Origin of the sequence: Alkalibacterium sp. 20 (assembly GCF_001885615.1) — a bacterium.
GTDB lineage: Bacteria > Bacillota > Bacilli > Lactobacillales > Carnobacteriaceae_A > Alkalibacterium.
Window position 1 is genome coordinate 18496 of sequence record NZ_LSRN01000045.1, and the last position, 24942, is coordinate 43437.

24 protein-coding genes and 2 pseudogenes are annotated in these 24942 nt (G+C 39.3%); 4 read left to right on the forward strand and 22 right to left on the reverse strand.

The window, feature by feature from the left end:
- Positions 1 to 57 precede the first annotated feature (57 nt).
- The 7 genes and pseudogenes from AX762_RS08095 to AX762_RS08120 all read right to left on the reverse strand — a co-directional run bounded on the left by AX762_RS08095 (position 58) and on the right by AX762_RS08120 (position 4414).
- Positions 58 to 897 carry an IS3 family transposase gene (locus AX762_RS08095; RefSeq protein ID WP_083432884.1) on the reverse strand — a complete coding sequence of 280 codons (840 nt, stop codon included), beginning with the start codon at positions 895 to 897 and terminating at the stop codon, positions 58 to 60.
- Between the two features lie 8 nt (positions 898 to 905).
- The gene (locus tag AX762_RS08100) at positions 906 to 1223 is read right to left on the reverse strand and encodes a transposase (protein WP_071848641.1); all 318 of its coding nucleotides are present in this window, start codon (positions 1221 to 1223) and stop codon (positions 906 to 908) included.
- Between the two features lie 122 nt (positions 1224 to 1345).
- Positions 1346 to 1498 (reverse strand): annotated as a pseudogene (locus tag AX762_RS08105) (Fe-S cluster assembly protein SufB); the annotation flags it as partial.
- Positions 1499 to 1546: 48 nt separating this feature from the next.
- A complete protein-coding gene (locus AX762_RS12805; protein WP_177244072.1) occupies positions 1547 to 1750 on the reverse strand; it encodes a hypothetical protein in 204 nt (67 codons plus the stop codon).
- Positions 1751 to 2626 carry a phosphate/phosphite/phosphonate ABC transporter substrate-binding protein gene (locus AX762_RS08110; protein ID WP_083432885.1) on the reverse strand — a complete coding sequence of 292 codons (876 nt, stop codon included), beginning with the start codon at positions 2624 to 2626 and terminating at the stop codon, positions 1751 to 1753.
- A 209-nt stretch (positions 2627 to 2835) separates the two neighbouring features.
- Complete coding sequence (locus tag AX762_RS08115; protein WP_071848643.1) at positions 2836 to 3636, reverse strand: SDR family NAD(P)-dependent oxidoreductase; 801 nt, start codon at positions 3634 to 3636, stop codon at positions 2836 to 2838.
- A gap of 124 nt (positions 3637 to 3760) precedes the next feature.
- A complete protein-coding gene (locus tag AX762_RS08120; protein ID WP_071848644.1) occupies positions 3761 to 4414 on the reverse strand; it encodes a YitT family protein in 654 nt (217 codons plus the stop codon).
- A 208-nt stretch (positions 4415 to 4622) separates the two neighbouring features.
- Between AX762_RS08120 and AX762_RS08125 the strand changes: the two genes are divergently transcribed.
- Positions 4623 to 5141: a GNAT family N-acetyltransferase gene (locus AX762_RS08125; RefSeq protein WP_071848645.1), complete on the forward strand. Its 519-nt coding sequence runs from the start codon at positions 4623 to 4625 to the stop codon at positions 5139 to 5141.
- 378 nt (positions 5142 to 5519) lie between these two features.
- Here the strand turns inward: AX762_RS08125 and AX762_RS08130 are convergent, their stop codons facing one another.
- The 4 genes from AX762_RS08130 to AX762_RS08145 all read right to left on the reverse strand — a co-directional run bounded on the left by AX762_RS08130 (position 5520) and on the right by AX762_RS08145 (position 10396).
- On the reverse strand, positions 5520 to 6140 hold the full coding sequence (locus AX762_RS08130) for a GyrI-like domain-containing protein (protein WP_071848646.1): 621 nt from the start codon (positions 6138 to 6140) through the stop codon (positions 5520 to 5522).
- A gap of 134 nt (positions 6141 to 6274) precedes the next feature.
- Positions 6275 to 9025 carry a YfhO family protein gene (locus AX762_RS08135; protein ID WP_071848647.1) on the reverse strand — a complete coding sequence of 917 codons (2751 nt, stop codon included), beginning with the start codon at positions 9023 to 9025 and terminating at the stop codon, positions 6275 to 6277.
- The gene (locus tag AX762_RS08140) at positions 9018 to 9434 is read right to left on the reverse strand and encodes a GtrA family protein (RefSeq protein ID WP_071848648.1); all 417 of its coding nucleotides are present in this window, start codon (positions 9432 to 9434) and stop codon (positions 9018 to 9020) included. Before AX762_RS08140 ends, AX762_RS08135 begins: the two co-directional genes overlap by 8 nt.
- A complete protein-coding gene (locus tag AX762_RS08145; RefSeq protein ID WP_071848649.1) occupies positions 9431 to 10396 on the reverse strand; it encodes a glycosyltransferase family 2 protein in 966 nt (321 codons plus the stop codon). The genes AX762_RS08140 and AX762_RS08145 overlap by 4 nt, the downstream gene beginning before the upstream one ends.
- 395 nt (positions 10397 to 10791) lie before the next feature.
- Between AX762_RS08145 and yghU the strand changes: the two genes are divergently transcribed.
- Positions 10792 to 11577, forward strand: coding sequence for a glutathione-dependent disulfide-bond oxidoreductase (gene yghU / locus AX762_RS08150; RefSeq protein WP_071848650.1), 786 nt, complete (start codon positions 10792 to 10794; stop codon positions 11575 to 11577).
- A gap of 63 nt (positions 11578 to 11640) precedes the next feature.
- Here yghU and AX762_RS12620 read toward each other — a convergent pair whose 3' ends face one another.
- Together AX762_RS12620 and AX762_RS08155 are read right to left on the reverse strand one after the other, a co-directional pair.
- A complete protein-coding gene (locus AX762_RS12620) occupies positions 11641 to 11808 on the reverse strand; it encodes a hypothetical protein (RefSeq protein ID WP_177244073.1) in 168 nt (55 codons plus the stop codon).
- Between the two features lie 141 nt (positions 11809 to 11949).
- On the reverse strand, positions 11950 to 12606 hold the full coding sequence (locus AX762_RS08155) for a fasciclin domain-containing protein (protein WP_071848651.1): 657 nt from the start codon (positions 12604 to 12606) through the stop codon (positions 11950 to 11952).
- 641 nt (positions 12607 to 13247) lie between these two features.
- Between AX762_RS08155 and AX762_RS08160 the strand changes: the two genes are divergently transcribed.
- On the forward strand, positions 13248 to 13784 hold the full coding sequence (locus tag AX762_RS08160) for a DUF308 domain-containing protein (RefSeq protein WP_071848652.1): 537 nt from the start codon (positions 13248 to 13250) through the stop codon (positions 13782 to 13784).
- 303 nt (positions 13785 to 14087) lie between these two features.
- On the opposite strand, the pseudogene AX762_RS08165 reads toward AX762_RS08160, so the two are convergent.
- From AX762_RS08165 to AX762_RS08180, 3 genes and pseudogenes are all read right to left on the reverse strand, one after another.
- A pseudogene (locus tag AX762_RS08165) lies at positions 14088 to 14651 on the reverse strand (SufD family Fe-S cluster assembly protein); the annotation flags it as partial.
- Positions 14652 to 14695: 44 nt separating this feature from the next.
- Positions 14696 to 15553, reverse strand: a complete 858-nt coding sequence (locus AX762_RS08170) for a polymorphic toxin type 44 domain-containing protein (protein WP_071848653.1) — start codon at positions 15551 to 15553, stop codon at positions 14696 to 14698.
- Positions 15554 to 16407: 854 nt separating this feature from the next.
- Positions 16408 to 16587 (reverse strand): hypothetical protein, encoded by a 180-nt coding sequence (locus AX762_RS08180; RefSeq protein WP_071848655.1) that lies wholly within the window; start codon positions 16585 to 16587, stop codon positions 16408 to 16410.
- Positions 16588 to 16675: 88 nt separating this feature from the next.
- On the opposite strand from AX762_RS08180, the gene AX762_RS08185 reads away from it, so the two are divergent.
- Entirely contained in the window at positions 16676 to 17521 is an 846-nt protein-coding gene (locus tag AX762_RS08185; RefSeq protein WP_071848656.1) for a helix-turn-helix domain-containing protein, read from the forward strand.
- A gap of 325 nt (positions 17522 to 17846) precedes the next feature.
- On the opposite strand, the gene sufB is transcribed toward AX762_RS08185, so the two are convergent.
- From sufB to AX762_RS08215, 6 genes are all read right to left on the reverse strand, one after another.
- Entirely contained in the window at positions 17847 to 19241 is a 1395-nt protein-coding gene (gene sufB, locus AX762_RS08190) for a Fe-S cluster assembly protein SufB (protein WP_071848657.1), read from the reverse strand.
- A gap of 115 nt (positions 19242 to 19356) precedes the next feature.
- Positions 19357 to 19827 (reverse strand): Fe-S cluster assembly sulfur transfer protein SufU, encoded by a 471-nt coding sequence (gene sufU, locus AX762_RS08195; protein ID WP_071848658.1) that lies wholly within the window; start codon positions 19825 to 19827, stop codon positions 19357 to 19359.
- Complete coding sequence (locus AX762_RS08200; protein ID WP_071848659.1) at positions 19814 to 21052, reverse strand: cysteine desulfurase; 1239 nt, start codon at positions 21050 to 21052, stop codon at positions 19814 to 19816. Before AX762_RS08200 ends, sufU begins: the two co-directional genes overlap by 14 nt.
- Positions 21049 to 22347 (reverse strand): Fe-S cluster assembly protein SufD, encoded by a 1299-nt coding sequence (gene sufD, locus AX762_RS08205; RefSeq protein WP_071848660.1) that lies wholly within the window; start codon positions 22345 to 22347, stop codon positions 21049 to 21051. Before sufD ends, AX762_RS08200 begins: the two co-directional genes overlap by 4 nt.
- Before the next feature lie 18 nt (positions 22348 to 22365).
- Positions 22366 to 23139 carry a Fe-S cluster assembly ATPase SufC gene (gene sufC / locus AX762_RS08210; protein ID WP_071848661.1) on the reverse strand — a complete coding sequence of 258 codons (774 nt, stop codon included), beginning with the start codon at positions 23137 to 23139 and terminating at the stop codon, positions 22366 to 22368.
- Between the two features lie 230 nt (positions 23140 to 23369).
- On the reverse strand, positions 23370 to 24815 hold the full coding sequence (locus AX762_RS08215) for a phosphatidylserine/phosphatidylglycerophosphate/cardiolipin synthase family protein (protein ID WP_071848662.1): 1446 nt from the start codon (positions 24813 to 24815) through the stop codon (positions 23370 to 23372).
- Between the last annotated feature and the right edge of the window lie 127 nt (positions 24816 to 24942).

Consider the following 24942-nt stretch of genomic DNA (forward strand, 5'->3'; position numbering starts at 1 on the left):
AAAACCAAGAACTTTATAGACTGACATAGCAATTTGAGACAACTATAAAACACCTCTTTAGGCTGCTTGCGCCCCGAATTCTTTGGGGGTTAGGTAGCCTAATTTTTCTAGGATTCGTTCTTCGTTGTAATAGCAGATATACGTGTTCACTTTCTCCACAACATGACTATTATGAAGCGAATTGGATTTGACGTACTGGAATTCCTCTGACTTGATATTAGAATGGAATGACTCAATAACCGCGTTATCCCAACAATTTCCACGACGCAACATACTACTGACCAGATGATTCTTCTTGAACAAATCCTGGTACGCATATGATGTGTATACACTTCCTCGGTCGGAATGGATGATGACCCCTTCGGGGTTTCCCCGCAACTCCAGTGCATCTTTCAATGTGTCGATGATCAACGACGTCTTTTGGTTATCGTACATCTTATAGGCTACAATTTCATTATTGAACAGGTCCATAATCGTCGACAGGTACATTGTGGAACTTCCGTACTGGATATATGTAATATCCGTTACCCATTTTTGGTTCGACGCAGATGCAACGAAATTGCGTTGGAGAATATTCGGCGCTATGATGACCGATTCACCTTGTGATTTCCATTTTCGCTTCGGTTTTATTCGACATTGCAGGTTATGCCTTTGCATAATGGATTGAACCGTGTTTCGATGCCGGTTCAACTTGTACCTTTCCTTCAGTAATTTTTTGATTTTCCGATGACCGAAACGATACTTTGTTATCTTGCACAATGCGATAATCGCTTCTTCCACTTCTGTCAATGCACTTTTAGCGCCTTCGTCGAGCCACCTATAATAAGTGGAGCGTGGCACACTCAAAGCAGACAAAATGGCCGTGATGGTATATGTCTGCCGGTATCTTTCGACCAATTGCAGTATTAGTTCTTTTTCAACTCCTCTCTCATTTCCAAGTACTTTTTTAAGATCTCATTTTCCATTTTCAAATGTGCGTTTTGCCGATCTTTCTTCTCATCTTCACTTGCAAATTGCGGCCCATGCCCATATGAATATTGTTTACCGATTGGTTGGTCGAACCGGTGTATTTCATTTGCCCGGTACCATCTCATCCACGTCTCGATTTGTGATTTGTTTTTGAATCCATATTTCTTCATAATCTCTTTGGTCGTCAGCTGACCGTCCATTTTGTCTTTTACTACGGCCCATTTTGTCTCACTTGAATATACGTTTTTGCCCATGCAAAAACACCTCCGTTTTCAGTACTTGTAGTAAGTGTACAATTTCGGAGGTGTTTTATATTGTCCCATTTAATTGTGTTAGTCTAATTGACTTAACAATGTTCTTGGCTTTTTTATATTTATTAACCCACTGACCCTTCTATCTCATAACTGATGAGACAGTTCGGTTCAACGGTGTATTCCGTTGGGAGTTCTTTGGTGAACGGTCCAACGAATATTATGACGATCATTTTTGTCACGGTTTCTTCGTCGAGTACTCTACTCATAAAATAGTAAGGAGAAACTCTTCCAAGAGCACCAAACAAAACATTATTGAAACATACTTACCTTTTCAATAATAGTGGTGTGTCAGAATCATTATGTCCCAGCAGCACCATGCCTTCCCCTAATTCTATCTGGAAATCAACGTTATCAAAAGTCCTTGTCCCATCAGAAGACATTTTTTCTAACCTTTTACCATAACGAAATTTATTTATTTCCCTCCAATAATTACAGTCCGATCTAATCACTTCATTGGTTTCTTCCATTTAGTCATAATCAGAATTTTGAGCCTTAACAATTTTTGCTGAACTATATTGATCTCTTTCACCACTAGATACAATACTTTCTAAAATTTTTTCTTTATTTTCAAGAATTCTTCTTTGCATCTCAGCTACAAAATCCTCAGGTAAATTAGGACTTACAACAATAGTATCTGCTGGTAATATTGGTCCTTCCTCTAATACCCTATACTTTCCTTCTCCATCTTCCTCTATCATACTATGATACTCTTCCACTCCCATAGCCAGCGCATCTACTTCGTGGTTTTTGAAAGCTTCGAATCTGGCTTCATTTAACAGTAAAATATCTACATCATTATCTAAATCAAAGCCAGCATCTGCTAATATTGCACTAGGACCTATAAGTCCGCGAGTGGATCCGGCATCTTTCATGGCCATTTTGCTTCCTTTGATATCCTCTAATATTTGGTACTCACTTTCTTCATGTACAATGATCACAGCATTATATTCATCTTTTTCGATAGCTGCTATTGCTTCGATCCAAGGTATTACTTCTTTGATCTGGGTATATTCAAATGGTCCTGCCAAAACAATATCTACCTGATCAAATTCTAAGGCATCTGTAGCGATAGTATGATTTGATACAGGGAAAAATTCTATTTCCACTTTCAATATTTCTTCTAACGTTTCTTGAAACGGTCCAAAAGCTCTCTGTAGCTCTTCCTTTCCCTCTACACCTGTTTCTGCAAAATGTAATTTTGTAGGCCAGTCTTCTTGACCTTCGATCACATCATTAATTTCTGAATCATTGATCTCTGAAGCACCATTACTATTACATCCCATAAATACAAGTGCAAATAATAGTGTCATAAAAGTCATGCCGAATAATCTCTTTTTTTCCACTTTATTTACCTCCTGTTTATTACTACTACCTTAGTATAAAGGTACTTCTGTTGGTTTTAATCAATTTACTGTAAGACTTTTGTCAATATTATGTAAATCCTTAGATTATATATATTGAGCAGGATTATAAAGTGAGTTAAAAAAAGAGCACTATTTCATCTATGAAATCCTAGATTGAAATAGTGCTCTTAATTTTCATTTGCTGTTCATTAACGCATGACTGATCCACCTGAGATTTTAACTGATTCCCCCACGATGTTTTCTGCAGCGTCTGACAATAAAAAGGCAATCGTATTGGCGACTTCTTTTGCAGTCGTGATCCGTCTAGATGGTAGATTTCCACTTTCGATTTCGAATTGTTCTTCAAAACTATTATTTTCTCGTGTGGCTTTAGATCGAATCGCATCTCTGCCCATCTTTGTGTCTACATAGCCTGGGCAAACGGCATTGACTCGGATGTTGTGCTTAATGGCTTCCAATGCAAACGACTGGGTGAAGCCGTTGAGTGCGAACTTGGAGCCCGCATAAGCAGTCCCACCAACCACGCCTCTCAGACCAGAAAGGGAAGAGACATTTACTATGGCCCCTTCTTTATTTTTCTTCATCGTCTCATAAATTTGTCGAGTCAGAAGGATCGGTACGGTGAAGTTCAAATGCATAACGCGCTCCAACTCTTCTTGGGTCAGCTCTTCCATTACGCCACCGCCCATTATTCCAGCTGAATTCACTAAGAGGGAGACCGGCCCCAACTTTTCTTCTGCAGTTTGAACCAATTTTTCTCTGTCAGAAGCCTTGACCAAGTCAGCCACAACCAGCATCACTTTCGCATACGGCCACTCGCTCTCAATTTCTTCTTTCAGTTGTTGTAAGACGCTTTCCTTTCTCCCGGTGATCGTAACGTCCGCACCCATAGCAGATAGCACCTTCGCTGTTTCGTAACCAATTCCGCCAGTGGCCCCTGTAATTAAAGCATGTTTGCCTGTAAAAACGTCTAATGAAAAAATAGACATACGATTCCTCCTAAGTTGTTTGATTTATTAGTGGGAAAATCTATTAAGCACTCTTTTCTGAATACACGTGATCAATACTATATTTATCACTCTAATTAACCGAGCAGGTATCAATGGATATACACTAAATTCGTATTTCCTCTATAATTCCTCTTTTTGTTAATACTGGATGAACTTTCTCAATGAAAAATCCCATTAAAGGCCCAAAAATCAGCATGCCGATGACTGTTCCTTCTCTAACTGATGGGACCAACCCAAATATAAGTGTTAAGGCAACTGAAATAACCACAAATAGAATATCAGCCATTTGTCTTAACACTGCAAACTTTAAAGGAACTAATTTAGACAATACCATACAGAAACTTTCTATAGGAAATGTCACAAGGTTCAACATCATTACCATACTTACTGAAAAAATCGCTAAGACTAAAGCTAAGATAAAAACTATCAGAGATATCGCATAACTATTAAACTCAACAGATACGAATAAATTATAATAGAAATAATTGACCAGTATACCAATTAATATACTTAAAGGGATTTGCAGGAGACGGTTAAAGCCAAAATCCTTTTTCAGAATGATCAACTGGCCTATCACACAGGACAAGTTCAACATCATAGAAACGGTTCCGATTCTAATCCCTGACAGTAATGATAATGTTTGGATCACGGCATCAAAAGGACCTAATCCCACAGATGCTTTAAGCATAAAGGTAATCGCTAAAGCCACACCAGTTGAGAAAAGTGATAGCAAAGCGTACCCTTTGTAATTTTTCATTTTCTTCATCTCCACACATGTGTATTTGTTAATATAGTATAAATTTTGATTGACCGGTGAGTCATTGTCAGTTTAGCACACAAGTCCGGATTGTTCTCTTAGTTTGTCATTGAAGTATAAATCAGTTAGTCTTGTGATAGCCGTTTTTCTAAAGAAGGACAATTGGCTGTGTCTAGTAAAATATCAAGATAAGATCAGGAGGGCTACAATGGACGATGTGATTCGTATTACACCAACAGAGAAAGAAGATATAGATTACTTGCTTAAAATGTGGACAAATCCTGAGATTATGGATTATTGGTTCAGTGAACCTTATATGAATAAAGATAAATTCAACGATTCTTTTGAAGCACGCCAAAAGGATGATTCCGTTAGACAGTTTATCGCTTATGCAGAAGATAAACTAATTGGATACACGAATCTGCATCTAATTAATCTACGCCATCGGACTGCAGTTTTAGCTATAATGTTGGATCCAGACAATCAAGGTAACGGGCATGCCCAAAAGGTCGTGCACAAAATAGTCGACTATGGTTTTTATCAACTGAATTTGAACAAAATCACGCTTGATGTCGTGGACTACAACAAAAAAGCAGTCCATATTTATGAAAAAGTGGGATTTAAAGTTGAGGGCAGAAAGGAACAACAGTATTTCATCAAAGGACACTATCATACTAGTTTGTCTATGGGGTTACTGAGAGATAATTACGAAAGTGATTTAGATTAGAACGTTGACTTCCCTCACTATTATGTTTGTATAGTTTTAGTGCTTCTATGGCAAAACTAATTCATATCCCCACCGTCGATTTCTTTTATAAAACCGACATTTCAAAAGGCGCTCAGTTCGGGAGTGACTGCGTTAAACTCATGAACAGGGTGGTCTGTCAGACAGGTGCTGCACCCTGTGTAGATGGCAAATCCGGTCACTTCTACTATTGCGATTCCCTTTGTCTAAAAGTATCCAAAGCATTATTTGATCTTCAAGCTTTATTATACAGAGTTAATGTTAATAATTGGCTCTGTTTTAAAAATAGTACTGATAATAGAACGTATAAAAGTGGACAAATTAATTTGTCCACTTTTTATATTATAATTAATTGTCGTTCTACTCTGTGACCAAATATCTCAATATAGTTTTCAGTTTTTCCTTTTCAACTCTTCTTACATCTGATAAATATATTTCTCTATGAACCATCGTTTTGATTTCCAACTCATTGTCTTCAATGAAACCCTTCATTTTATTGAAGGATTCTGGTTCATTATCATAAGAACCGACATGTAAAATTTGAACAGATAAACCATCCTCAATTTCATCAAAATATACTTCTTCAAGTAATGGGTTTGGTTTTTTCTTTTTGGCTATCTGAAATGCTTTTTCAACAACATCTTCAGTGACAAACTCTGGTTGGCGAATCATAATCGTATATAATAATTCATCTTTATTCAGGGATTCACTTTTTTTACCTTCCGTCGTCAAATCCCATAAGCCCTCTAGTGGATAAACAGTATACTCAAAATAGCCATCCGGAGTAAAACCATTCTTCGGCATCATTCTGACAGCATAGGCAAGAGAATATAATACACCAATTTTTTCAGAGAATTCTTCACTATTCGGATTACCTTTACCTTTTATGCAAAAGAATTTTTGTTTAGGCACTGTTACTAACTCTGCTTTATTTTTAGGAGCATAGAGTTCTTTCTCGTGCTTTTTATACTCATGCTTCATCATTTCAACCTCCAATCGGAAAGTAATGAAATACTTAAACATATAATAACCTGTTAGCTGAAAAGCATCTCATATCGAGACTTACTATAAACAGAGCCTGATATTTTGACTAGATACATCATACGGGTTCCTGTCTAGTCATTACTTTTTTTATCATTCGTTTTGCCCCAACTTTTCATATTGAGGGCGGCTAAAATAATCCCCACTAAAGTTAGACCCATACCCATTCGTAGATAAGGCGTACGGTATGTGAACTGTACGTTATTCTCTCCAGCAGTCAGCTCAACCCCTACGAAGCCTAAATTCGTGTTCAGCACGTCACTTTCTTCACCGTTGACCACTACAGACCATCCAGCAGAGAATGGAATAGCGGTCACTAAAAGCTCGTTTGCGTCAGCGGTGATTTCTCCTTCTAACTTTTCACCTGAGAACACTTTAATATCTAAAGCACGTTCCCTTTTTTCGGCAGCGATACGTTCATCTTCTTGGGCACTGACCGGTACGGCATAAACAGCGATTTCATCTAGGGCATATATACCAGCCTGATCCACGACAATATCCACTTGCTCTTTTACATCGTTTTCTGTCACGTAACCCATATTAAACAGCATATTCTCCCGATGGAAATAAGAGCTGAAACTGTATTGATCTGACTGATAAATACTTTTCCTCTGTTCACCATCGTTCACTGCTAAACGGTAATTCGTTGATTGACGCAGCCAAGGCGATTGTTCGAATGGACGGTAGTCTAACCCGTCTAATCGGATAAACCACTCGTGTCCGATCAGTTCATCAGGGTCTTCTAAGACGATCGTAAACTGTGTGTTTTCTTCCTCGATTAAAATTTCGTCGTCAGGCAGACTGATCGTTTCATTTTCATCATTCTTCACCTCAAAACGAATCTCTTTCACGATACTCTCACTAGACGCTTTTTCCAGTGACGATTCCTGATGGACACTTTCTTCCAACACCACATTTTCAACTAAAGCAGCTTCTCTTTCCACTGCATTCAGTTCCATAAAATCATTCTCTGAGATGGCTTTCCCCATGGCATATGCAAAAGGGTACGCATCCGTTGTTTCCGCTAAGATGTACTGCTCATTTTCGTTGTTGCTCAACTCTTCGACTACTTCATAACCAAAAGGAAGATACGACTCATTCTCGGAATCCGTAATGATATAGCGCACGCCCATTACGTGATTGGCGATACGCCTGTCGTCGATTCCGTTTCTAAGGGGTTGAATGATCTGAAAGCCTGCCGTTTCGATCGCTTTCGCAAAATCACTGACATAGCCATTCGTAATGGATAAATAGGAATTCAGTCCCATTACATCAAGATATAAAAATTGGTTTCTGACATGGTTGTCCTGAGAAGTGACTCCCACACGGTAAGGGTCTAAGCCTTTGTCTGGTAAGTATTCTGGTCCATCCGCTAGTACCTGCTGATAGGCTTCTTCAGCTGTTCCATATTTAATAGAACTGTCCATCTTATTCATGCCAAATGGGTAATAGTAGTACAGGGCATTCGCGATCAAATTCAACATAATTAGACCGATCACTAACCGATTTTCATTGAGGCGGGAGATTTTTTTGTCTGATGGCAACTTAAGATATCCCCATATTCCCCAGCCTAAAGCAACCGGAAAAAGCATATAAGGAAGTGAACCATCAACAAAAACCCACGTAATAAAGGAAAACACAGAATATAGGATCAGTACCCACTTCATCTTCTTCAAGTAGTCCGTATCCATGTGTTCCCGCTGATCCAAAAAGTGAGCTAAAGCCAGTGAAAAGAAGAAAGGCAATGCAAATGAAAAGCGATTATAAGGTCCAGAGAACCCGTTCATCATTGACCCGAAAAAAGGAAACAATGCGAGTATGAATAATATGATAACCGTCGTTCGAATAAAGCGGTAGTCTGTTTTTTTCCAGATGTACACGAATCCAAATACTGACAGGATAGGAAATCCGCCGATCATCCAAAAGTAACTTCCGGGACTGACCGTATGCTGGACCAAAGCTAAATAATACTCCAGCGGGTAAAACAGAAGATTGATACCCATTTCTCCTGCTTGACGAGAAGAATCCAAAAAGCCAAAAACCATAGGCAAGAAAAGGCTAGCTGAGATCAATAATCCGACTGCATAGGCATAAGCTGCCTTCAAAAAGACGTTTGCAAAAGAAGCCCAGTCCCATTTTTTGTTCAGATACGCAAACCGGACCAGCGCGTATAGAACAGTTAAAAGAGTTAGTTTATAAAAGAAATAAAAATTACTTAACGCACTTACCGTCACTGCCACCATAAACAAACGATTGGATCCACCTTTTAGAATCTTATCGATCCCTAAACATAAAAGAGGAAACCAGATCAAAGGCAGTAAAAAGAACGGATGGCGTGTCACATTAAAAATAACGAAATGTGTAAATGAATAAGCAATGGCTGAAGCCAAACCGGCGTGATGAGAGACGCGTTGACTCCGAAGAAAGAATAAGAAACTGATCCCGATCGCCCATACACGCAGCAGAATAAGGATGTGATACGCTGCTTCCATTAAATGAGACGGGAAAAGCAACGCCAAATAAACAAATGGATCTCCGATAGCATAATACCCGTAAGAATAAATTACATCTGCGCCAAGTCCAATATTCCAATCCCATAAGGATATACTGCCTTCGTTGACCCATCCTCTGATTTTAGAAATATAATCAAAAAACAGCTGATAATGCTGGGTGAAGCCATCACTTTCCCAGATAAAAGACGTATTGGTCCAAACAAAATAGCTATAGATCGCACTGATCATTACCAGAAAAAGTCCGGTATACACTAAAAACGTGCGGGATGTGATGTTTCTTTTATCTGTTAATTGCCTTGTTTCTTCATGCATGTGTATTCCTCTTTCTGAAAACAATAAATTTACTGAAGGCGTAATTGAGCAGAACAACGACAACTTCGGTCAACAATTTAGACACATTGGTGTTGAGGCTGAAATAGGCAACCAAAACCCACATACTTAACATGTCATAAAATCCTGAACCCAAACGAAAACCCACAAATAAAGTGAACTCTCGAAATAACACTTTGCGGTCCGTTGTTCGTGATTTGAAAACGTATTTTTTGTTCATATAAAAAGCAAATAAAATCGCCACAACAATAGATATAGCATTGGCAATTAAATAAGAGATACCAAAAATAGTATCAAACAGAAAGAATACACCGAAATTAATAATCGTTGTCAGTACACCGACAAATATATAATCGATCCACTGGTGGTACTTTGAATATAGGTGCTTCATGACCGGTCTTCCTTACTATCATCTTTATTTGAGTCATTACCTGATTTTTCACGAATGAAATAAGGCGGCCTTCGCTTTGTTTCAATGAATACTCTTCCTAAATACTCACCAATCACACCAAGTGAAATCAATTGAATACCTCCGAGAAATAGAACGCCTGCTAACAGTGTCGGATAACCAGCTACATCCGTTCCCAAAAAAATCGTTTTCCCTATTTCAATAAGCAAAAACAAAAATGAAAAAAATGAAATTGCAAAGCCGACATATGACCAGATTTTCAAAGGTATGGTGCTGTAAGAAGTGATCCCATCCATGGCAAGTTTAAACAGCTTCGGAAAATTCCATTTTGTCAGCCCTGCTGCGCGTTCATCTGCCACATAGGTTAATTGTTTCTTTTTAAATCCAATCCAACCATACATTCCTTTAGTGTATCGTTCACTCTCACGTAATTCTCGTAGTGCTGCTACACATTTTTTATCAAGCAGACGGAAATCACCGGCCAACGGATAGACTTTTTCAGTCGTCATTTGCTGAATCAACTTATAATACAACTCGGATGTCCATTTCTTGAGTTTACTTTCACCTTTTCTGTCCACTCGAACGGCATAAATATCATCATAACCTTTTTCCCACCACTTCACCATTTCCAGTATCAACTCAGGTGGTTGTTGTAAATCTCCGTCAATGACTACTACGGCATCGCCATCTGCATAATCAAATCCTGCCAGCATAGCCAACTCTTTGCCAAAATTTCTGGATAAATCAACGTAATTTACTCTTGGTTCTTTTTCTCTGATTTCTTTGATTTTATCTAATGTCTGATCTTCGCTTCCATCATTTATAAATAAAAATTCGCACTCAATATTGGTTAGACTTTTACTCATGTCGTCCAATCGGCGAACTAATTGAGGTAGTACTTCTTCTTCATTATAAATAGGGATTACAATTGTTATTGTTTTCATTTTTCCCTCCAGAATTTTACTAGCTGAGCTTTTTACTCATTTTCTTATTGTATCACGATATCTCTAAAATTGCCTTTCATACAATTTTTTTTCAAAAAGCTACACCATCTCGATACTACAAATCCCCACTATTATCGTATATGTAATCTGAACTTAAAGCTCCATTTTTTATCATCGCTGTTCCTTTTTTTTCGTGAAAATGACCATCTCCAAAAAGATCCCCAAACAAAAATGGATCCTCTGTTTTGGATCCGAAAATCAAGCTGTTATTTTAAGTTTCACAAATAATATGTTCATTATCAGCCTCTACAGTGAACTCTTATCAAATGCCTATGTTAGATTTCTTGTTTAAAAAATCATAAATCAGTATACTGAATATATAAGGAGCGGATATTATGTCAAACTATGAAACACCTAAAGTATGGGAATGGAATCAGGAAGAGAAGAATCAGTTCGGTAACCAGCCTGTCGCCGGAAGTCGATTTGAACAAACACTTCCAGTAGGCGAACACCCCTTGCAAGTCTATTCATTAGGAACACCTAACGGACAGAAAGTGGCGATCATGCTGGAAGAGTTGAGAGAAGCTGGTGTTAAATCGGCTGAATATGACTTATATAAAATCCACATTGGAGAAGGCGATCAGTTCGGTAGTGACTTTGTTGAAATCAACCCTAACTCGAAAATTCCAGCCATGGTGGATCATTCACAGGATAAACCAGTTCGTATATTTGAGTCAGTTAACATTCTATTATATTTAGCTGATAAATATGAACAGTTTATTCCGATAACACTTTCTGAGAGAACGGAACTGATGAACTGGCTGTTCTGGCAAACAGGAGCTGCACCGTATCTAGGTGGCGGTTTTGGCCACTTCTACGCCTACGCACCCTTTGCACAGGAGTACCCGATCAATCGTTTTACCATGGAAACAAAACGTCAACTTGATTTACTCGATAGACATTTAGCAGATAAAGAGTATATAAACGGCGATGACTATACCATTGCGGACATGGCAATCTGGCCATGGTACGGGCGCCTTGTTCAAGGTGCGTTGTACGGCGATGCCGCGGAGTTTTTAAAAGCTGACGAGTATAAGAACTTAAACGAGTGGGCCGACCGCATCGGTGAACGGCCTGCCGTAAAACGTGCACTGGCTTTAGAATATAAGAATATAAAATAATATCTCCTATCGATAACAAAACCTCGAAGTGCCATTAACGGCACTTCGAGGTTTTTACTGTTATTAAGCATTGATCAGTACAAGCGCGATGATCGTCATGACAATGGCCAACTGATTCTTCCGCTCAATTTTTTGTCTATAAATGAGTAAGCCGTCTATATTTATTAATACGATACTGCCGGCACTGTAGATTGGGAAAGCCACTGAAGTCGTCACTGTATCAAGTGACAATATTAAAAAAATCGCTCCCTTTGACAAAAGTCAAAGGGAGCGATTTTTTATTTTCAAGAACAAAATAAAACTATCATTAAAGTAGATAAGCATACATTTTTTAGATCACTGCATTAATGATGAGGAAAATGCATCGGTGAATTACTCTGCTTCTACTTCTTGTAATTCAAAATCAGAAGGAACCAAGACGGTATCGATTGCGTGTACAACACCGTTTGACGCTTCGATATCGGTTGTAATAATTGTTGATTCATTCACCATGGGATCACCTGACAAGTCAAAAGTCAATTCTTCTCCATTAACAGTTTCTGCTGTCATCCCATCTGTTAAATCAGCGGCTAAAACATTACCGGACACAACATGATACGTAAGAATCTGTTCTAAATCTGGTTGTGCGAGTAATTCGTCGGCTGTAATATCTAATTCACCCAACAGTGTTTCAAAGGCAGCGTTAGTCGGTGCAAACACTGTGAACGGTCCTTCCCCTTGAAGCGTTTCAACAAGTTCTGCTTCTTGAAGAGCAGCGACCAAGATACTAAAATCAGGATCACCTTGTGCAATACCGACAATATCTTCTTCGGCTTCGCCAGCTGGGTCTTCGTCTGCCATTTCATCGTCTGCTATTTCATCGTCTGCCATTTCATCATCTGCCATTTCATCATCAACCGGCTCTTCAACAGCTGGGTCTTCGTCGACTGATGGTTCGTCCGTATCATCGGTCCCACAGGCGGCTAATAAAGCTAGAGCTGAAAAAGAGAGAACACCCAATCGTAACCTCTTCAATACTTCTTTGTTCATAAAAATCCTTCCTCTCTAATAGTGTACATAGAATGCTTCGACAATAGAGAACAAATACTTCTTCTTTACACCATCATACTAATAAAAAGAATACTGTAAGTCAATTAATAGGCTCGAAGAAAAACACGTGCCAGTTATTTTTGACCGACTCAAAATAGGACTTATTATATTAGACTTTTATCCTTCAAAGCAGCATTCTTACAAAATTCACATATTAATTTTTCATTTAGCGTTCCATCCTGCAAACAACATCTCCTCTCTAAATTCCATTAGAGCAGAAATGGATTTTGACACTTATACTTGAATTAACAGTCTTTCCAAATAAATAAAGGACCGCAACGTTATTTCTTCGTTACGATCCTTTTTACTTATTATTATCCCACTGATCCTGTCATCTCATAATTAATGAGTGAGATGAAAACTTCCGAATCTTGTTTAGCACTAATTATTTTCAGCATTCATAGCGGGAAGCACTGGCGATTAGATAGTATGAGGATTCGTCGAATTAACAGGTTATTCAAACTATCTATTGTGAAGAAAAAACACAAATGGGATGTCAATCCATATTGCTTGACATCCCATTTGTATAGACATACACTCACACTATAAAGTAAAGGAGATAAGTAAAGTAGGGTTTATCAATGAAAAAAGAACGCTTGAAATTTCTTTTTCAAGGTATTCTGTTGTTGATTTTAGGCATGTTATTTATGTCTAACCCAGTCCGTCAGCGTGTTATATTTTTAACGGTTATCGGGGTCACATTTACTATTATAGGCATTGTTACTGTCATTGATGGTATCTTCATGACGAAAGAAACCAAGTATAAAATAGTGCGTATATTTGAAGGTTTACTAATTAGCGCTATTGGTGTAGTCTTCTTTTTAAGAAACCCCGCACGTGGGGCTTTTCTTGTGGTTAGTCTAGTTGTTATTATGCTGATGATTTTAGCTGTCACTAATACTCTTGCTATTTTCAAATCGGAGAATAATTTAAAATGGGTTGCTATTGTGTTGAACATTCTGGTTGTTTGGTTTGGTATCCTATCCTTATTTGACCCACAATTAGCAGTGGCTATTTTTTACTGGACTGTTTCCTTTCAATTGATTTTCACTGGCGTTAACAATGTTATGATGTATTTCCTTATTCCTGACTTAGAGAACTTTGAGCAAGAGACTTAATTCAAATATATAACAACGCAGCCCCCTTGATGACAGGGGCTGCGTTGTTTTTAGTTTGTTATTGCTTACGTTATAAAGAATGAATACGACACTATGGGAAAAAAAAAATAATGGTCGATCCAGCTTTTTGACAAGTGAACGCTAATATAAGTTTCACTTGAGTAAAATACCAAAAGCGAAAATGATTTTAGCAAAAAGAGAAACCCGAGTTAATTTGTATGTATCAACAAATTAACTCGGGTTTTCTTATGCTAGCTTAAGACGGGATTTTTGTCCCGGTATCAGCCTAATTTGCTTAATGTTTTATCCCACTGATCCTTCCATCTCATAACTGATGAGACGGTTCAGTTCAACGGCGTATTCCATTGGCAATTCTTTGGTGAACGGTTCAACGAAGCCCATGACGATCATTTCCGTCGCGGTTTCTTCGTTGAGTCCTCTACTCATTAGATAATAAAGTTGTTCTTCTGAAATCTTCGAAACTTTCGCTTCATGCTCCAATGACACGTTTGAGTTGTGGATCTCATTGAATGGAATAGTATCAGATTTCGACAGGTCATCCATGATAATGGTGTCACACTCGATATGTGAAATTGAACCTTCGGAGTTTTTGCCGAAGGTGACTTGTCCACGGTAGTTAACGGCTCCGCCATCTTTGGCGATCGATTTAGACACGATCGAGCTGGATGTGTTCGGTGCGTTGTGGATTATTTTCGCCCCAGTGTCCTGAACTTGTCCTTCACCGGCCATCGCGATCGACATGGTTGTTCCGCGTGCGCCGCGTCCGTTCAAGTGGATACTTGGGTATTTCATGGTCGTTTTAGCACCCAGGTTCCCGTCGATCCATTCGACTGTTGCGCCTTCAGCATGGACACATTCAGTAACTAAGAGGTTTTACAATATACTTTTTCTCAATGTTCTCTATCATACATATCGATTCCTCTTTGGATTTGAGCCTGATCTCTAGGGTCATCAAAGAAAGAAGAGTAGTATTTAATACTTGAAGTTCCACTAATAACTTGATACATTCCTGCAGAACTTTTTAAAGTAGCACCACTAAAAACAGCTCTTCCTACGTATCCATAATGAAAATTACCAATTGCTTCTCCAGTCATTGTTGTTCCTAAATCATCAATATAATATGATGTATTGGTTCCTAATTGTGCTTTCATATCCCAGACTCCACCTGTTCTTACTCTTTGGGCAAAATACAAGCCGGCAACCGCGTGCCTTGTCCCAAAAGGAGCATTATCAAATACTGACTTCAAAGTATTTTTATTGTTTCTAGTAGTATACATTATGTTTATTATTGCTATTGCCTGAGGTCTCATGGTAAATTCAGGCTCTATGTTTTGCACAATACTAAATACCAGATCATGATCAATCGAAATGGCTTGATTTGCAACTAAAGAATTCATTCTATATACAAAGTTTTTAATAGTCTCTATTTCTTCAGTGGAACGGGATTCTAATATAGGATACCCATTATAATCTTCCTTGATTTGACCATTTGGAGTAATAGAAATATATTTTTTGTTTTGGATAAGAAATGCATATGCTTCTTCATCTGTTTGTATTTCCTCTATTTTTAGTTTTTTTGCAGTATTGTAAACATCTAAGAATGTATCATTAAGATTTTCTGACTCTCTTTCAACATATTGTTGTTCATTGGTAACTTTCTCATTTGCAGAAACATTATCTACATTCAATAAAACTGGACTTAAAAGATTGATAGTGCTCAATAAAATAAAACTCTTTTTAAAATTCATCAGATTCCTCCATTTTCATCTTTTTATCTTGGTAAAAATGCATACCAAATAAATAAACTGTAAACCATCCATATAATAGAAATGACATAACCAATAATAAGAAGGAACTTTTTTAATTTCCCTTTTTTGGATTTTATTTTCCAATTTTTGATATATATAACTAAAGATATTAAAGTTCCTATCATCAGAACAATTTGTATAACACCTATCGGATAATATCCTAGGTAAAGCTCCTCAGGGATAACAATATATAAAGTATATACTCCAATAAGGATTAAATTTATGAAACATAGAACATAAAAGCTTTTTTTAGTAGACATATCATATATCCTTTCAACATTTTAGTTATCGAGGCATACTAACTTATTTTTCACCTTCAAATTTTATAAAGAAGATAATAGGTGTGCACTATATTATTAACCTTATAAATCGGCTTTATTTTCAACAAGAACGTTTTCATTTGGTGCTACTGTTAAAAACAGTAAGGTTTACTCTGCCGAGATAATAGTTATTTTGAATATTTTTTAATATCATGAAATTAATCAAACATTTGCTCAAGTATACTAGTTATTAAGTTAGTAATTTCTATCCCCGCTAAGTTTAAACTAAGAGAAATCAGAAAATAGATTGCCATGCCAGCAAGAAAATAGTATAAAAGTTTTTTTGTTTTTTTGTTATACGCATTTTATGACCTCCTATCTTAGATGATTTTATTTATAAGCCAACCTTCAACTATTATGTGTGATATTTTTGTAATGTAAATCTGAAATTATTTAGGTGAACAGTTTGCATTACCCCCCTGTTTTATATAAACATCCAAATTAAATGCAACACCAATGAAATTAAATAATAATTCATGGAACTTCTTCGTCTTCGATACCTCCTGGGAAAAATACACCAGTTGGAAAAATCTTTTCATTCTCTCCATCTTTCTTTTCTTCTGTAAATTGATCTCTCGGTATATTATATTCTTTCTCTATAGTAGATATATTGAACATTAATACAGATGTTGACAACAACATTATCTTTTTCACCTAATTTACCTCCTTTTGATTATATTGTAGCATGCAAAATATGATATTCTTTATAATAGTTATATATGAATAAAAGGAGATGGGAATAATGAATACTATAGGAGAAACGCTTAAAAATATACGGCTAAGTCTTGGTTTTATTCAGTCACAAGTCTGTAAAAATATAATGTCCCAATCCAATTATTCAAAAGTAGAAAAAGGAGAAATCGATATTTCTTTTTCGAAAATGGTGGAGCTGCTCAATCGTCTCGATATGTCAGTCGATGAGTTTATGTATATAAAGAATGATTATAAAAAGCATGCCCATTCTCAAATGAGTAAATTGAAAAATTTAAAGTTTAACGACACTGAACTAATTGCAGAATATAAACATCGGCTAGATAGAAAAGAGAAGCTGACTACTCGTGAATTAGAAATTGTAGCTATATATGATGCTTTAATCCTTATTGGAGAGAAGAACGATTTCAAAGCAGCTAAAGAGAAAATCAAACCGATATGGGAACGTTTAGAAAAGTATGACAATTGGTATCTTTACGATATTCAAATTATTAACAATATAATTTATCTGTTTCCTGTCAATACTGCCGTTTCCATTGGTCAATTAGCTGTTAATCAATTAGAGAAATATAAAGAAATGAGAGGTGTTAATAATTTATCTATAAGTATCCAAATGAATCTGTTACTTCTTTTGATAGAAAATGGACAATATGAAGCAGCACTGGATGAGGTAGATAGATTGATTCCCTCTTGTATTTCCAAAAATCTGACTATGCATTTGGCCGTTTGCTATGTTCGCAAAGGATTATTAATGGAATTGCTCAGTCAAACTGGTTCCGAAGAGTGGTATGACAATGGATACAAACTTCTTGAAATCATGCAAAATGATAAGCTGAAAAAAGAATTGCAAAAAGAAGTCTCTCAATATAAAAAATAGACGCATCAACAGTAATAGCAAATTAATTTGCGATCTAACTATCTTTGTGACCAGTTCCAGAATAGTATGAAGTTGAAGTGGTCTCAAAACTCATTTAGTGACCAGTTTATTTTATTTCCCAAAAGGAAGTAGTCGCAATAAGCCTTTTGGAACCACTTCTTGTAGCTTTTGTCAATTAACTAGTCTCAATAACATTTTTGAGATCACTTCCTACAACTATTCGCCATGAACTAGTCACTAAAAAGACTGTCCAGTCTTTTTTCCATATTAAAGCTCTTCCTTATAGGAAAAAGCCTCGCATCGCTGCGAGGCTTCCGATTATTTATTAACCCACTGATCCTTCCATCTCGAAACTGATGAGACGGTTCAGTTCAACGGCGTATTCCATTGGCAATTCTTTGGTGAACGGTTCAACGAAGCCCATGACGATCATTTCCGTCGCGGTTTCTTCGTTGAGTCCTCTACTCATTAGATAATAAAGTTGTTCTTCTGAAATCTTCGAAACTTTCGCTTCATGCTCCAATGACACGTTTGAGTTGTGGATCTCATTGAATGGAATAGTATCAGATTTCGACAGGTCATCCATGATAATGGTGTCACACTCGATATGTGAAATTGAACCTTCGGAGTTTTTGCCGAAGGTGACTTGTCCACGGTAGTTCACGGCTCCGCCATCTTTGGCGATCGATTTAGAAACGATCGAGCTGGAAGTATTCGGTGCGTTATGAATCATTTTAGCACCCGTATCCTGTATTTGTCCTGCTCCGGCCATTGCGATCGACATGGTTGTTCCACGCGCGCCGCGTCCGTTCAGGTGGATACTTGGGTATTTCATGGTTATTTTTGCGCCCAGGTTACCATCGATCCATTCAACGGTTGCGCCTTCTGCGGCTGTGGCACGTTTTGTAACCAGGTTATACACGTTATCGGACCAGTTCTGGATGGTCGTGTAACGGCAGTATGCGTCTTTTTTAACGATGATCTCAACGACTGCAGAGTGCAGTGAGGTGGATGAGAATGTTGGTGCGGTACAGCCTTCAACATAATGCACGCTTGCGCCTTCGTCGACAACGATCAGGGTACGTTCGAACTGTCCCATCGATTCGTTGTTGATACGGAAGTACATTTGCAGCGGTACGTCACATTTGATGCCTTTGGGTACATAGATGAATGTGCCCCCCGACCAGACGGACGAATTCAGCGCAGCCAGTTTGTTGTCTGTTGGCGGAACCACTGTCCCGAAATGTTCTTTGAAGATTTCCGGGTATTCTTTCAACGCGGAATCTGTATCTGTAAAGATGATCCCCAGTTTCTCGAATTCTTCTTTCATGTTGTGGTAAACCACTTCAGATTCGTACTGTGCGCCTGAACCGGCCAAAAATTGACGTTCTGCTTCGGGTACGCCTAAACGGTCAAAGGTTTCTTTGATCTTTTCAGGAACATCGTCCCAGCTGCGTTCGGGTTTCTCGCTTGCTTTACGGTAATAGGTGTAGTTATCGAAATCGACATCTGATAAATCTGCTCCCCATGTTGGCATCGCGCGAGATTTATAGTGTTCGTACGCTTTTAATCGGTAATCAAGCATCCACTCAGGTTCTTCTTTACGAGCGGAAATATCGCGGATAATACCTTCATTCAACCCTTTACCCGTGTCATAAACGGATTCCACATCGTCATGGAAGCCGTATTTGTATTCATTTTTCTCTGGTACTTGAGACATGTGTTTTCCCCTTCCTCACATCCGGAAAAGCAGATAAAGTCCTTTCTTTCAGGCTTTAACTGCTAGACACTGATCAAATCTAACCTTTGTTGTTTTATTTATGTTTTTTAACATGCTATTCGTCGTGTTTCAGTTGTCCGTCGACACCGGTCTGTTCGTTATCAGCTAGGGCTTTTTCCAAAGCTTTCCAGGATAACGTGGCACATTTGATGCGGGCTGGAAATTTCGCGACGCCTGACAGCATCATCGCGTCGCCTAAGTCATCTTCGTGTTCAGGATCTTCACCTTGAACCAGTCCTGAAAATTCTTTGGATAACGCTAAGGCTTCATCGAGTGACTTGCCTATAATGGCATCGGTCATCATGCTGGCACTGGCCATGGAAATCGTACAGCCGCTGCCGTCGAAACGGACATCGGTGATTTTACTGTTTTCAATATTGAGTTGAACTTGAATGACATCGCCGCACGCTGGATTTTTCAGTTCGATCTGCGCTGTGGCTTTTTCCAGTACGCCTTTTCTATGCGGGTGTTGTGAATGGTCAAGAATGACTGCTCGGTATAATTGATCTAATTTAGTCAAGGCCATATGCGAAAAACTCCTTTGTGGCTATAAGTGCTTCGACAAATTTATCTGCATCAGCACGTGTGTTGTACAAATAGAAACTTGCCCGGGCTGTGGATTGTTGTTCTAAATAGGTCATCAACGGCTGCGCACAGTGGTGACCGGCTCTGACAGCGACACCTTCCATGTCCATAGCGGTCGCTACGTCATGTGGGTGGACACTGTCCAAGTTAAAGGCGATCACACCGGTACGGTCTTTGGGATTTTTGGGTCCGAAAACGGTCAAGCCTTCGATTTTTGCCAGCTTCGGCATCAAATAGTCAACGATTTCTTGTTCATGCTCCATTATCTCACTCATGCCAATGATTTCCAAATAGTCGATCGCTTTCGCCAAGCCGATCGCACCGGAAATGTTCGGTGTTCCCGCTTCGAATTTCCACGGCAACTCTTTCCAGGTGCTACTCTCTAGCCCCACGAAGTCGTTCATTTCGCCGCCAAATTCGATCGGTTCAATTTTATCCAACCATTCACGCTTACCATACAAAACGCCGATGCCTGTTGGTGCCAGCATCTTGTGTCCACTGAATGCGTAAAAATCGGCATCCAAAGCCTGGACGTCAACGGGCATATGCGGAACTGCTTGAGCCCCATCTACCACCATCACGCCGTCTTTCGCATGCGTTAACTCTGCAATCGTTTTGATTGGTGTGATGCTGCCCAGTACATTTGAGACATGCGTCAATGACACTATCTTTGTTTTATCGGTTATTTTTTTGCGGGCATCATCCATATCGAGCTGGCCGTCACCAGTCAGTTCGATATACACGAGTTTGGCCTGCTTGCGCTTAGCCAGCTGCTGCCACGGGATGATGTTGGAGTGGTGTTCCATATAGGAAATCACGATTTCATCACCCGGTTCAACGATGGCATCGCCCAAACTTTGTGCGAGCCAGTTTAAACTCGTTGTCGTACCACGCGTGAACAACACTTCTGCCGTTTCGTTTGCATGGATGAACCGTCTCACGGTTTCGCGTGCATTCTCATACTGTGTGGTTGCCCGCTCAGCCAAGGTATGCACACCACGGTGGACGTTAGCGTTAGAAGTATGATAATACTCTTCCACAGCTTTCAGAACGGCTGTTGGTTTTTGTGACGTCGCGGCATTGTCTAAATAAACGAGCGGTTCATCGTTAACGACTTGATGGAGAATCGGAAAATCTGCTCTCCATTTTTCGCTTGAGATGGTCATCTGGAAGTCAGCTTCCTTTCGATTGTCTGAATCAATTCATCACGAACGCCTTTCAGTGGAATCGCTTGGATCACTTTGCCTAAGAAGCCACGAATAACTAAGCGTTCAGCTTCTGACTTCTCAATACCTCGACTCATCAAGTAGTACATTTCTTCCGGATTCACTCGACCAACACTGGCCGCATGCCCGGCGGTTACTTCGTTTTCATCTATCAGGAGAATCGGGTTAGCGTCTCCACGGGCTTTGTCTGAAAGCATCAAGACACGAGATTCCTGTTGTGCATCTGCACCTTTAGCCCCTTTGAGAATATGACCGATCCCGTTGAATGTTAAAGTCGCACGGTCCAAAATAACCCCATGCTGGAAGATGTTCCCTACAGTGTTATTGCCATGGTTCTCGACTTTTGAATCAACGACTTGCAATTGACGTCCATTACTGACAGCAACAGCTTTCAGATCTGTGCTTGAACCGTCTCCGATCAAATCGGTGTCAAAGTCAGCGACAACGTTCCCGCCATTCATGACCCCAACGGCCCAGTCGATATGGGCATCTCTAAACGTGTAGCCTTTACGGCTGAAGTAGACGGTGGAGTTTTCCCCCAATTGGTCGACTGCGCTGTATTTCACTTGGGAGCCGGCTTTCGCAATGACTTCCACAATGATGTTCGCAGCGTTCTTTTTATCCCCTTTGGTCAAGGTTTTTTCAACATAATTGAATTTAGAATTGCTGTCTGCATAGATCAAAACATGTTTGATAAATGTATCTTCCACTAAACTGTTTTGGATCAAGACCGATTCAAAAGCGTCTTCGATCTCAACATTTTTAGGGACATATAAAAAGAGTCCGGAGTTCATGAAGGCGGCATGGAACGCGGTGATTTTGTTGGTTCCCGGTTTCACTGCTTTGCTCATGTAGGCTTCTTTTACCAGCTCTGGATGTTCTCTCAATGCCGTGTGTAGATCGGTAAAGATTACACCTTTTTCTTTGAGTGATTCGGGCAATGTTTCGATCACCGTATCGTTTCCTGCTTGAATGACACGTGTCGCATCCGCTTTATCTTCAATAAATTCAAACGGATCGATTGGTTTAGGTGACGGAGCTCCTGTTAAATTCGGTACTTGCCATAGAGGCCAGCGGTTGTAACGCAGACGCTCAATAACGGGAGGTTCCAGCTCGTCTATTTGGTCTAACGCAGCTAAGCGCATCTCAAGCATCCACTCAGGTTCTTGTAATCCGCGAGAGAAGGCGGTTAAAGCATCTTTATGACTCACATATTCACTTACTTTGGTTTCCATATTATGCCTCCTCTACACTTAGTCTTCTTCAATTTCGATGTCTAATCCTAGTTCTTCCATTAGACCTTTGTATCCTTCTGCTTCCAGATCTTTCGCTAAATCAGCGTTACCGGTTTTCACTACGCGTCCATCCATCATGATGTGAACAATATCTGGTGTGATGTAGTTGAGCAAGCGCTGGTAGTGTGTGATTATCAATGAACCGAAGCCTTCGCCGCGCATTTCATTGATCCCTTTTGAAACGACTTGCAGGGCATCGATATCGAGTCCTGAGTCGATTTCATCTAAAATCGCAAAGGTGGGTTCGATCATCATCAATTGTAAGATTTCATTACGTTTTTTCTCTCCGCCAGAGAAGCCTTCGTTCAAATAACGCTCAGCCATCTCTTCCGGCATATCTAAAAGTGCCATTTTTTTATCTAATCTTTTAAGGAATTCCATAACGCCCATTTTGTTGTCATCGTCTCGGCGTGAGTTGATGGCAGCGCGCATAAATTCTGCGTTGGATATCCCTGCAATTTCACTTGGGTATTGTACAGCTAAAAACAGTCCGGCACGGGCACGTTCGTCGACTTCCATTTCCAAGATGTTTTCGCCGTCAAGCAATACTTCACCTTCTGTGACTTCATACTTTGGATGTCCCATGATTGCGGCTGAAAGCGTTGATTTTCCTGTTCCGTTTGGTCCCATGATTGCGTGGATCTCGCCTGTTTTCATGGTTAAATTGACGCCTTTTAGAATTTCTTTATCTTCAATGGATACATGTAGGTTCTTGATTTCTAAAACTGCCATTATGTGCCTTCCTTTTCTACTTGATTTTTTTTACTTACTTCTATTATTTTAGTCTAATTGAGAATGATATTCAAGTTATTCTTCCTATTTACCTTATAATATCATTATATCTCCTGATTCTGCCCGAATACCAGTTTATATAAATTATTGTTTGGAAAATCCGAGTGAAAAAAGAAAGTGACTGATCGATTTAATCGATCAGTCACTTTCTATCGTTTTTTGCATACAGTTTAGAGCAGATCTTCAAGTAACCACGCAAAGGATCTCAGTATCGGCATCATTGCCCGCGTCTGCCAAGTCGGATTTTGTCCTTTTGTTTTTTCTCCGTTTGATTCTGAATCATCGGCATAGACTTGTACGCTTTTTTCCAGATAACTTTCTTCTGCTTCAGCCAGCAGTTGTTCGGCTAATGCTTCACTGTCCAGTATGACCATTGATTCGGTGCTCAAGTAACTGCTCCTGGCGTCAAGGTTAAACGAACCGATGGCACTGATCTGCTTATCGAACACCCATGTTTTCGTATGTAGGGTCGATTCTTTTGGCTGGTATTCGTAGTAATCCAAAAAGGAATCAATGAAGACCGATTTCCTGTTTTCCGTTCCTGCCTGGCCGCCTTTATTGTTGCCGGTCGACATGCCATTCGTTAACATCAGGCCCTCTGAAGCCTGGAAATCTGTTGCTTCTATATCTGCCCGCATCTGGCTGTTCGGCACTATCCAGGGGCTTTGAACATATAAATGCTCTTCAGCTTGACTAGCTAAGGTAAGTAGATGGCTCCAAACGAACGGTTGTTTGAACCCGCGCGACAGTTCATTGTGCACGTAGTAACCCTGGTCGATGTCTACGGCTTTTGCTTCCCACGTTTCAATCGAGGTCAGCGGTTCTCTATCTTCACGTTCTTTCTTATAGTCAAGGTAAACGCCTTCCAGTTCAGCCATTTTCTGATCCGCTTTATCCCCGCTCCAGTCAAACGTAGACCAATTCGTTTGGTCTACCGCGTAATCACTATTGAACAACTCGTTGTAGTAGTCACCCATCTGATCAATTATTCCCGTTTCATCTGCTTCGGTTTTCATCATGAAAATATCTCGATCAAAGGAATACGCCATATCTGAACTGGTCCGCTCATAGTATAAATCGCTGATGTTACGTCCCCCGCTCACTGAGTATTTATTATCAACGAGGAGCAATTTATCATGCAGGCGATTGTTTATACGCCAGGGTGCATAAAAGACCGAACTAATGGGCTCGTGAAGTTTAAATTCAATATTCGGGTGTTCGTTGAAGGCATGCATGACATCCCTATCTTCACCTCTTACCCCGTGAAAGACACCATCCAAAATATAGCGGACCTTCACGCCACGGTTGGCAGCAGCTAATATGTAGGCATAAAAGAGATCGACACTTTCCCCTTCTTTCATATAAAAGTAAGCGACATCGATAGTTTCTTCAGCCTCATCGATGATATCCATCCGTGCCCCAAAGCCTTCGATGCCATATTCAAGCAAAGCAACCTTTTCTGATGTTTCAACAAATTCAGGCTGCACGTCGATCTTTTCCGGGGTCGGCCTGATGACTGGCCAAATGATTCCCGTAACTAAAACATAAAGTAAGTACACTGCTGCTGTTTTCCATAACCAATTCACTAATTTTCGACTTAAATCCACTTGATTCATCTTTTCCCCACATTTCTCCAACTTTTCTTTTTATCAGTTTACCTTAATTCATTGAAAATAACATCAAAAATTTCAGTTTCAATTAAAATAAAAAAGGTTTTTACACATCGCTACATAAGGATGTGTA

Excerpts from the sequence above, each read along its gene's own strand:
- sufC (WP_071848661.1), bottom strand. The coding sequence starts at position 23,139 with ATGGCAGTTTTAGAAATCAAGAACCTACATGTATCCATTGAAGATAAA.
- sufU (WP_071848658.1), bottom strand. The coding sequence starts at position 19,827 with ATGGCCTTGACTAAATTAGATCAATTATACCGAGCAGTCATTCTTGAC.
- AX762_RS08155 (WP_071848651.1), bottom strand. The coding sequence starts at position 12,606 with ATGAACAAAGAAGTATTGAAGAGGTTACGATTGGGTGTTCTCTCTTTT.
- AX762_RS08135 (WP_071848647.1), bottom strand. The coding sequence starts at position 9,025 with ATGCATGAAGAAACAAGGCAATTAACAGATAAAAGAAACATCACATCC.
- AX762_RS08200 (WP_071848659.1), bottom strand. The coding sequence starts at position 21,052 with ATGACCATCTCAAGCGAAAAATGGAGAGCAGATTTTCCGATTCTCCAT.
- AX762_RS08185 (WP_071848656.1), top strand. The coding sequence starts at position 16,676 with ATGAATACTATAGGAGAAACGCTTAAAAATATACGGCTAAGTCTTGGT.
- AX762_RS08140 (WP_071848648.1), bottom strand. The coding sequence starts at position 9,434 with ATGAAGCACCTATATTCAAAGTACCACCAGTGGATCGATTATATATTT.
- AX762_RS08145 (WP_071848649.1), bottom strand. The coding sequence starts at position 10,396 with ATGAAAACAATAACAATTGTAATCCCTATTTATAATGAAGAAGAAGTA.
- sufD (WP_071848660.1), bottom strand. The coding sequence starts at position 22,347 with ATGGAAACCAAAGTAAGTGAATATGTGAGTCATAAAGATGCTTTAACC.
- AX762_RS08125 (WP_071848645.1), top strand. The coding sequence starts at position 4,623 with ATGGACGATGTGATTCGTATTACACCAACAGAGAAAGAAGATATAGAT.
- yghU (WP_071848650.1), top strand. The coding sequence starts at position 10,792 with ATGTCAAACTATGAAACACCTAAAGTATGGGAATGGAATCAGGAAGAG.
- AX762_RS08170 (WP_071848653.1), bottom strand. The coding sequence starts at position 15,553 with ATGAATTTTAAAAAGAGTTTTATTTTATTGAGCACTATCAATCTTTTA.
- AX762_RS08160 (WP_071848652.1), top strand. The coding sequence starts at position 13,248 with ATGAAAAAAGAACGCTTGAAATTTCTTTTTCAAGGTATTCTGTTGTTG.
- AX762_RS12805 (WP_177244072.1), bottom strand. The coding sequence starts at position 1,750 with ATGGAAGAAACCAATGAAGTGATTAGATCGGACTGTAATTATTGGAGG.
- AX762_RS08130 (WP_071848646.1), bottom strand. The coding sequence starts at position 6,140 with ATGAAGCATGAGTATAAAAAGCACGAGAAAGAACTCTATGCTCCTAAA.
- AX762_RS08215 (WP_071848662.1), bottom strand. The coding sequence starts at position 24,815 with ATGAATCAAGTGGATTTAAGTCGAAAATTAGTGAATTGGTTATGGAAA.
- AX762_RS08115 (WP_071848643.1), bottom strand. The coding sequence starts at position 3,636 with ATGTCTATTTTTTCATTAGACGTTTTTACAGGCAAACATGCTTTAATT.
- AX762_RS08100 (WP_071848641.1), bottom strand. The coding sequence starts at position 1,223 with ATGGGCAAAAACGTATATTCAAGTGAGACAAAATGGGCCGTAGTAAAA.
- sufB (WP_071848657.1), bottom strand. The coding sequence starts at position 19,241 with ATGTCTCAAGTACCAGAGAAAAATGAATACAAATACGGCTTCCATGAC.
- AX762_RS08120 (WP_071848644.1), bottom strand. The coding sequence starts at position 4,414 with ATGAAAAATTACAAAGGGTACGCTTTGCTATCACTTTTCTCAACTGGT.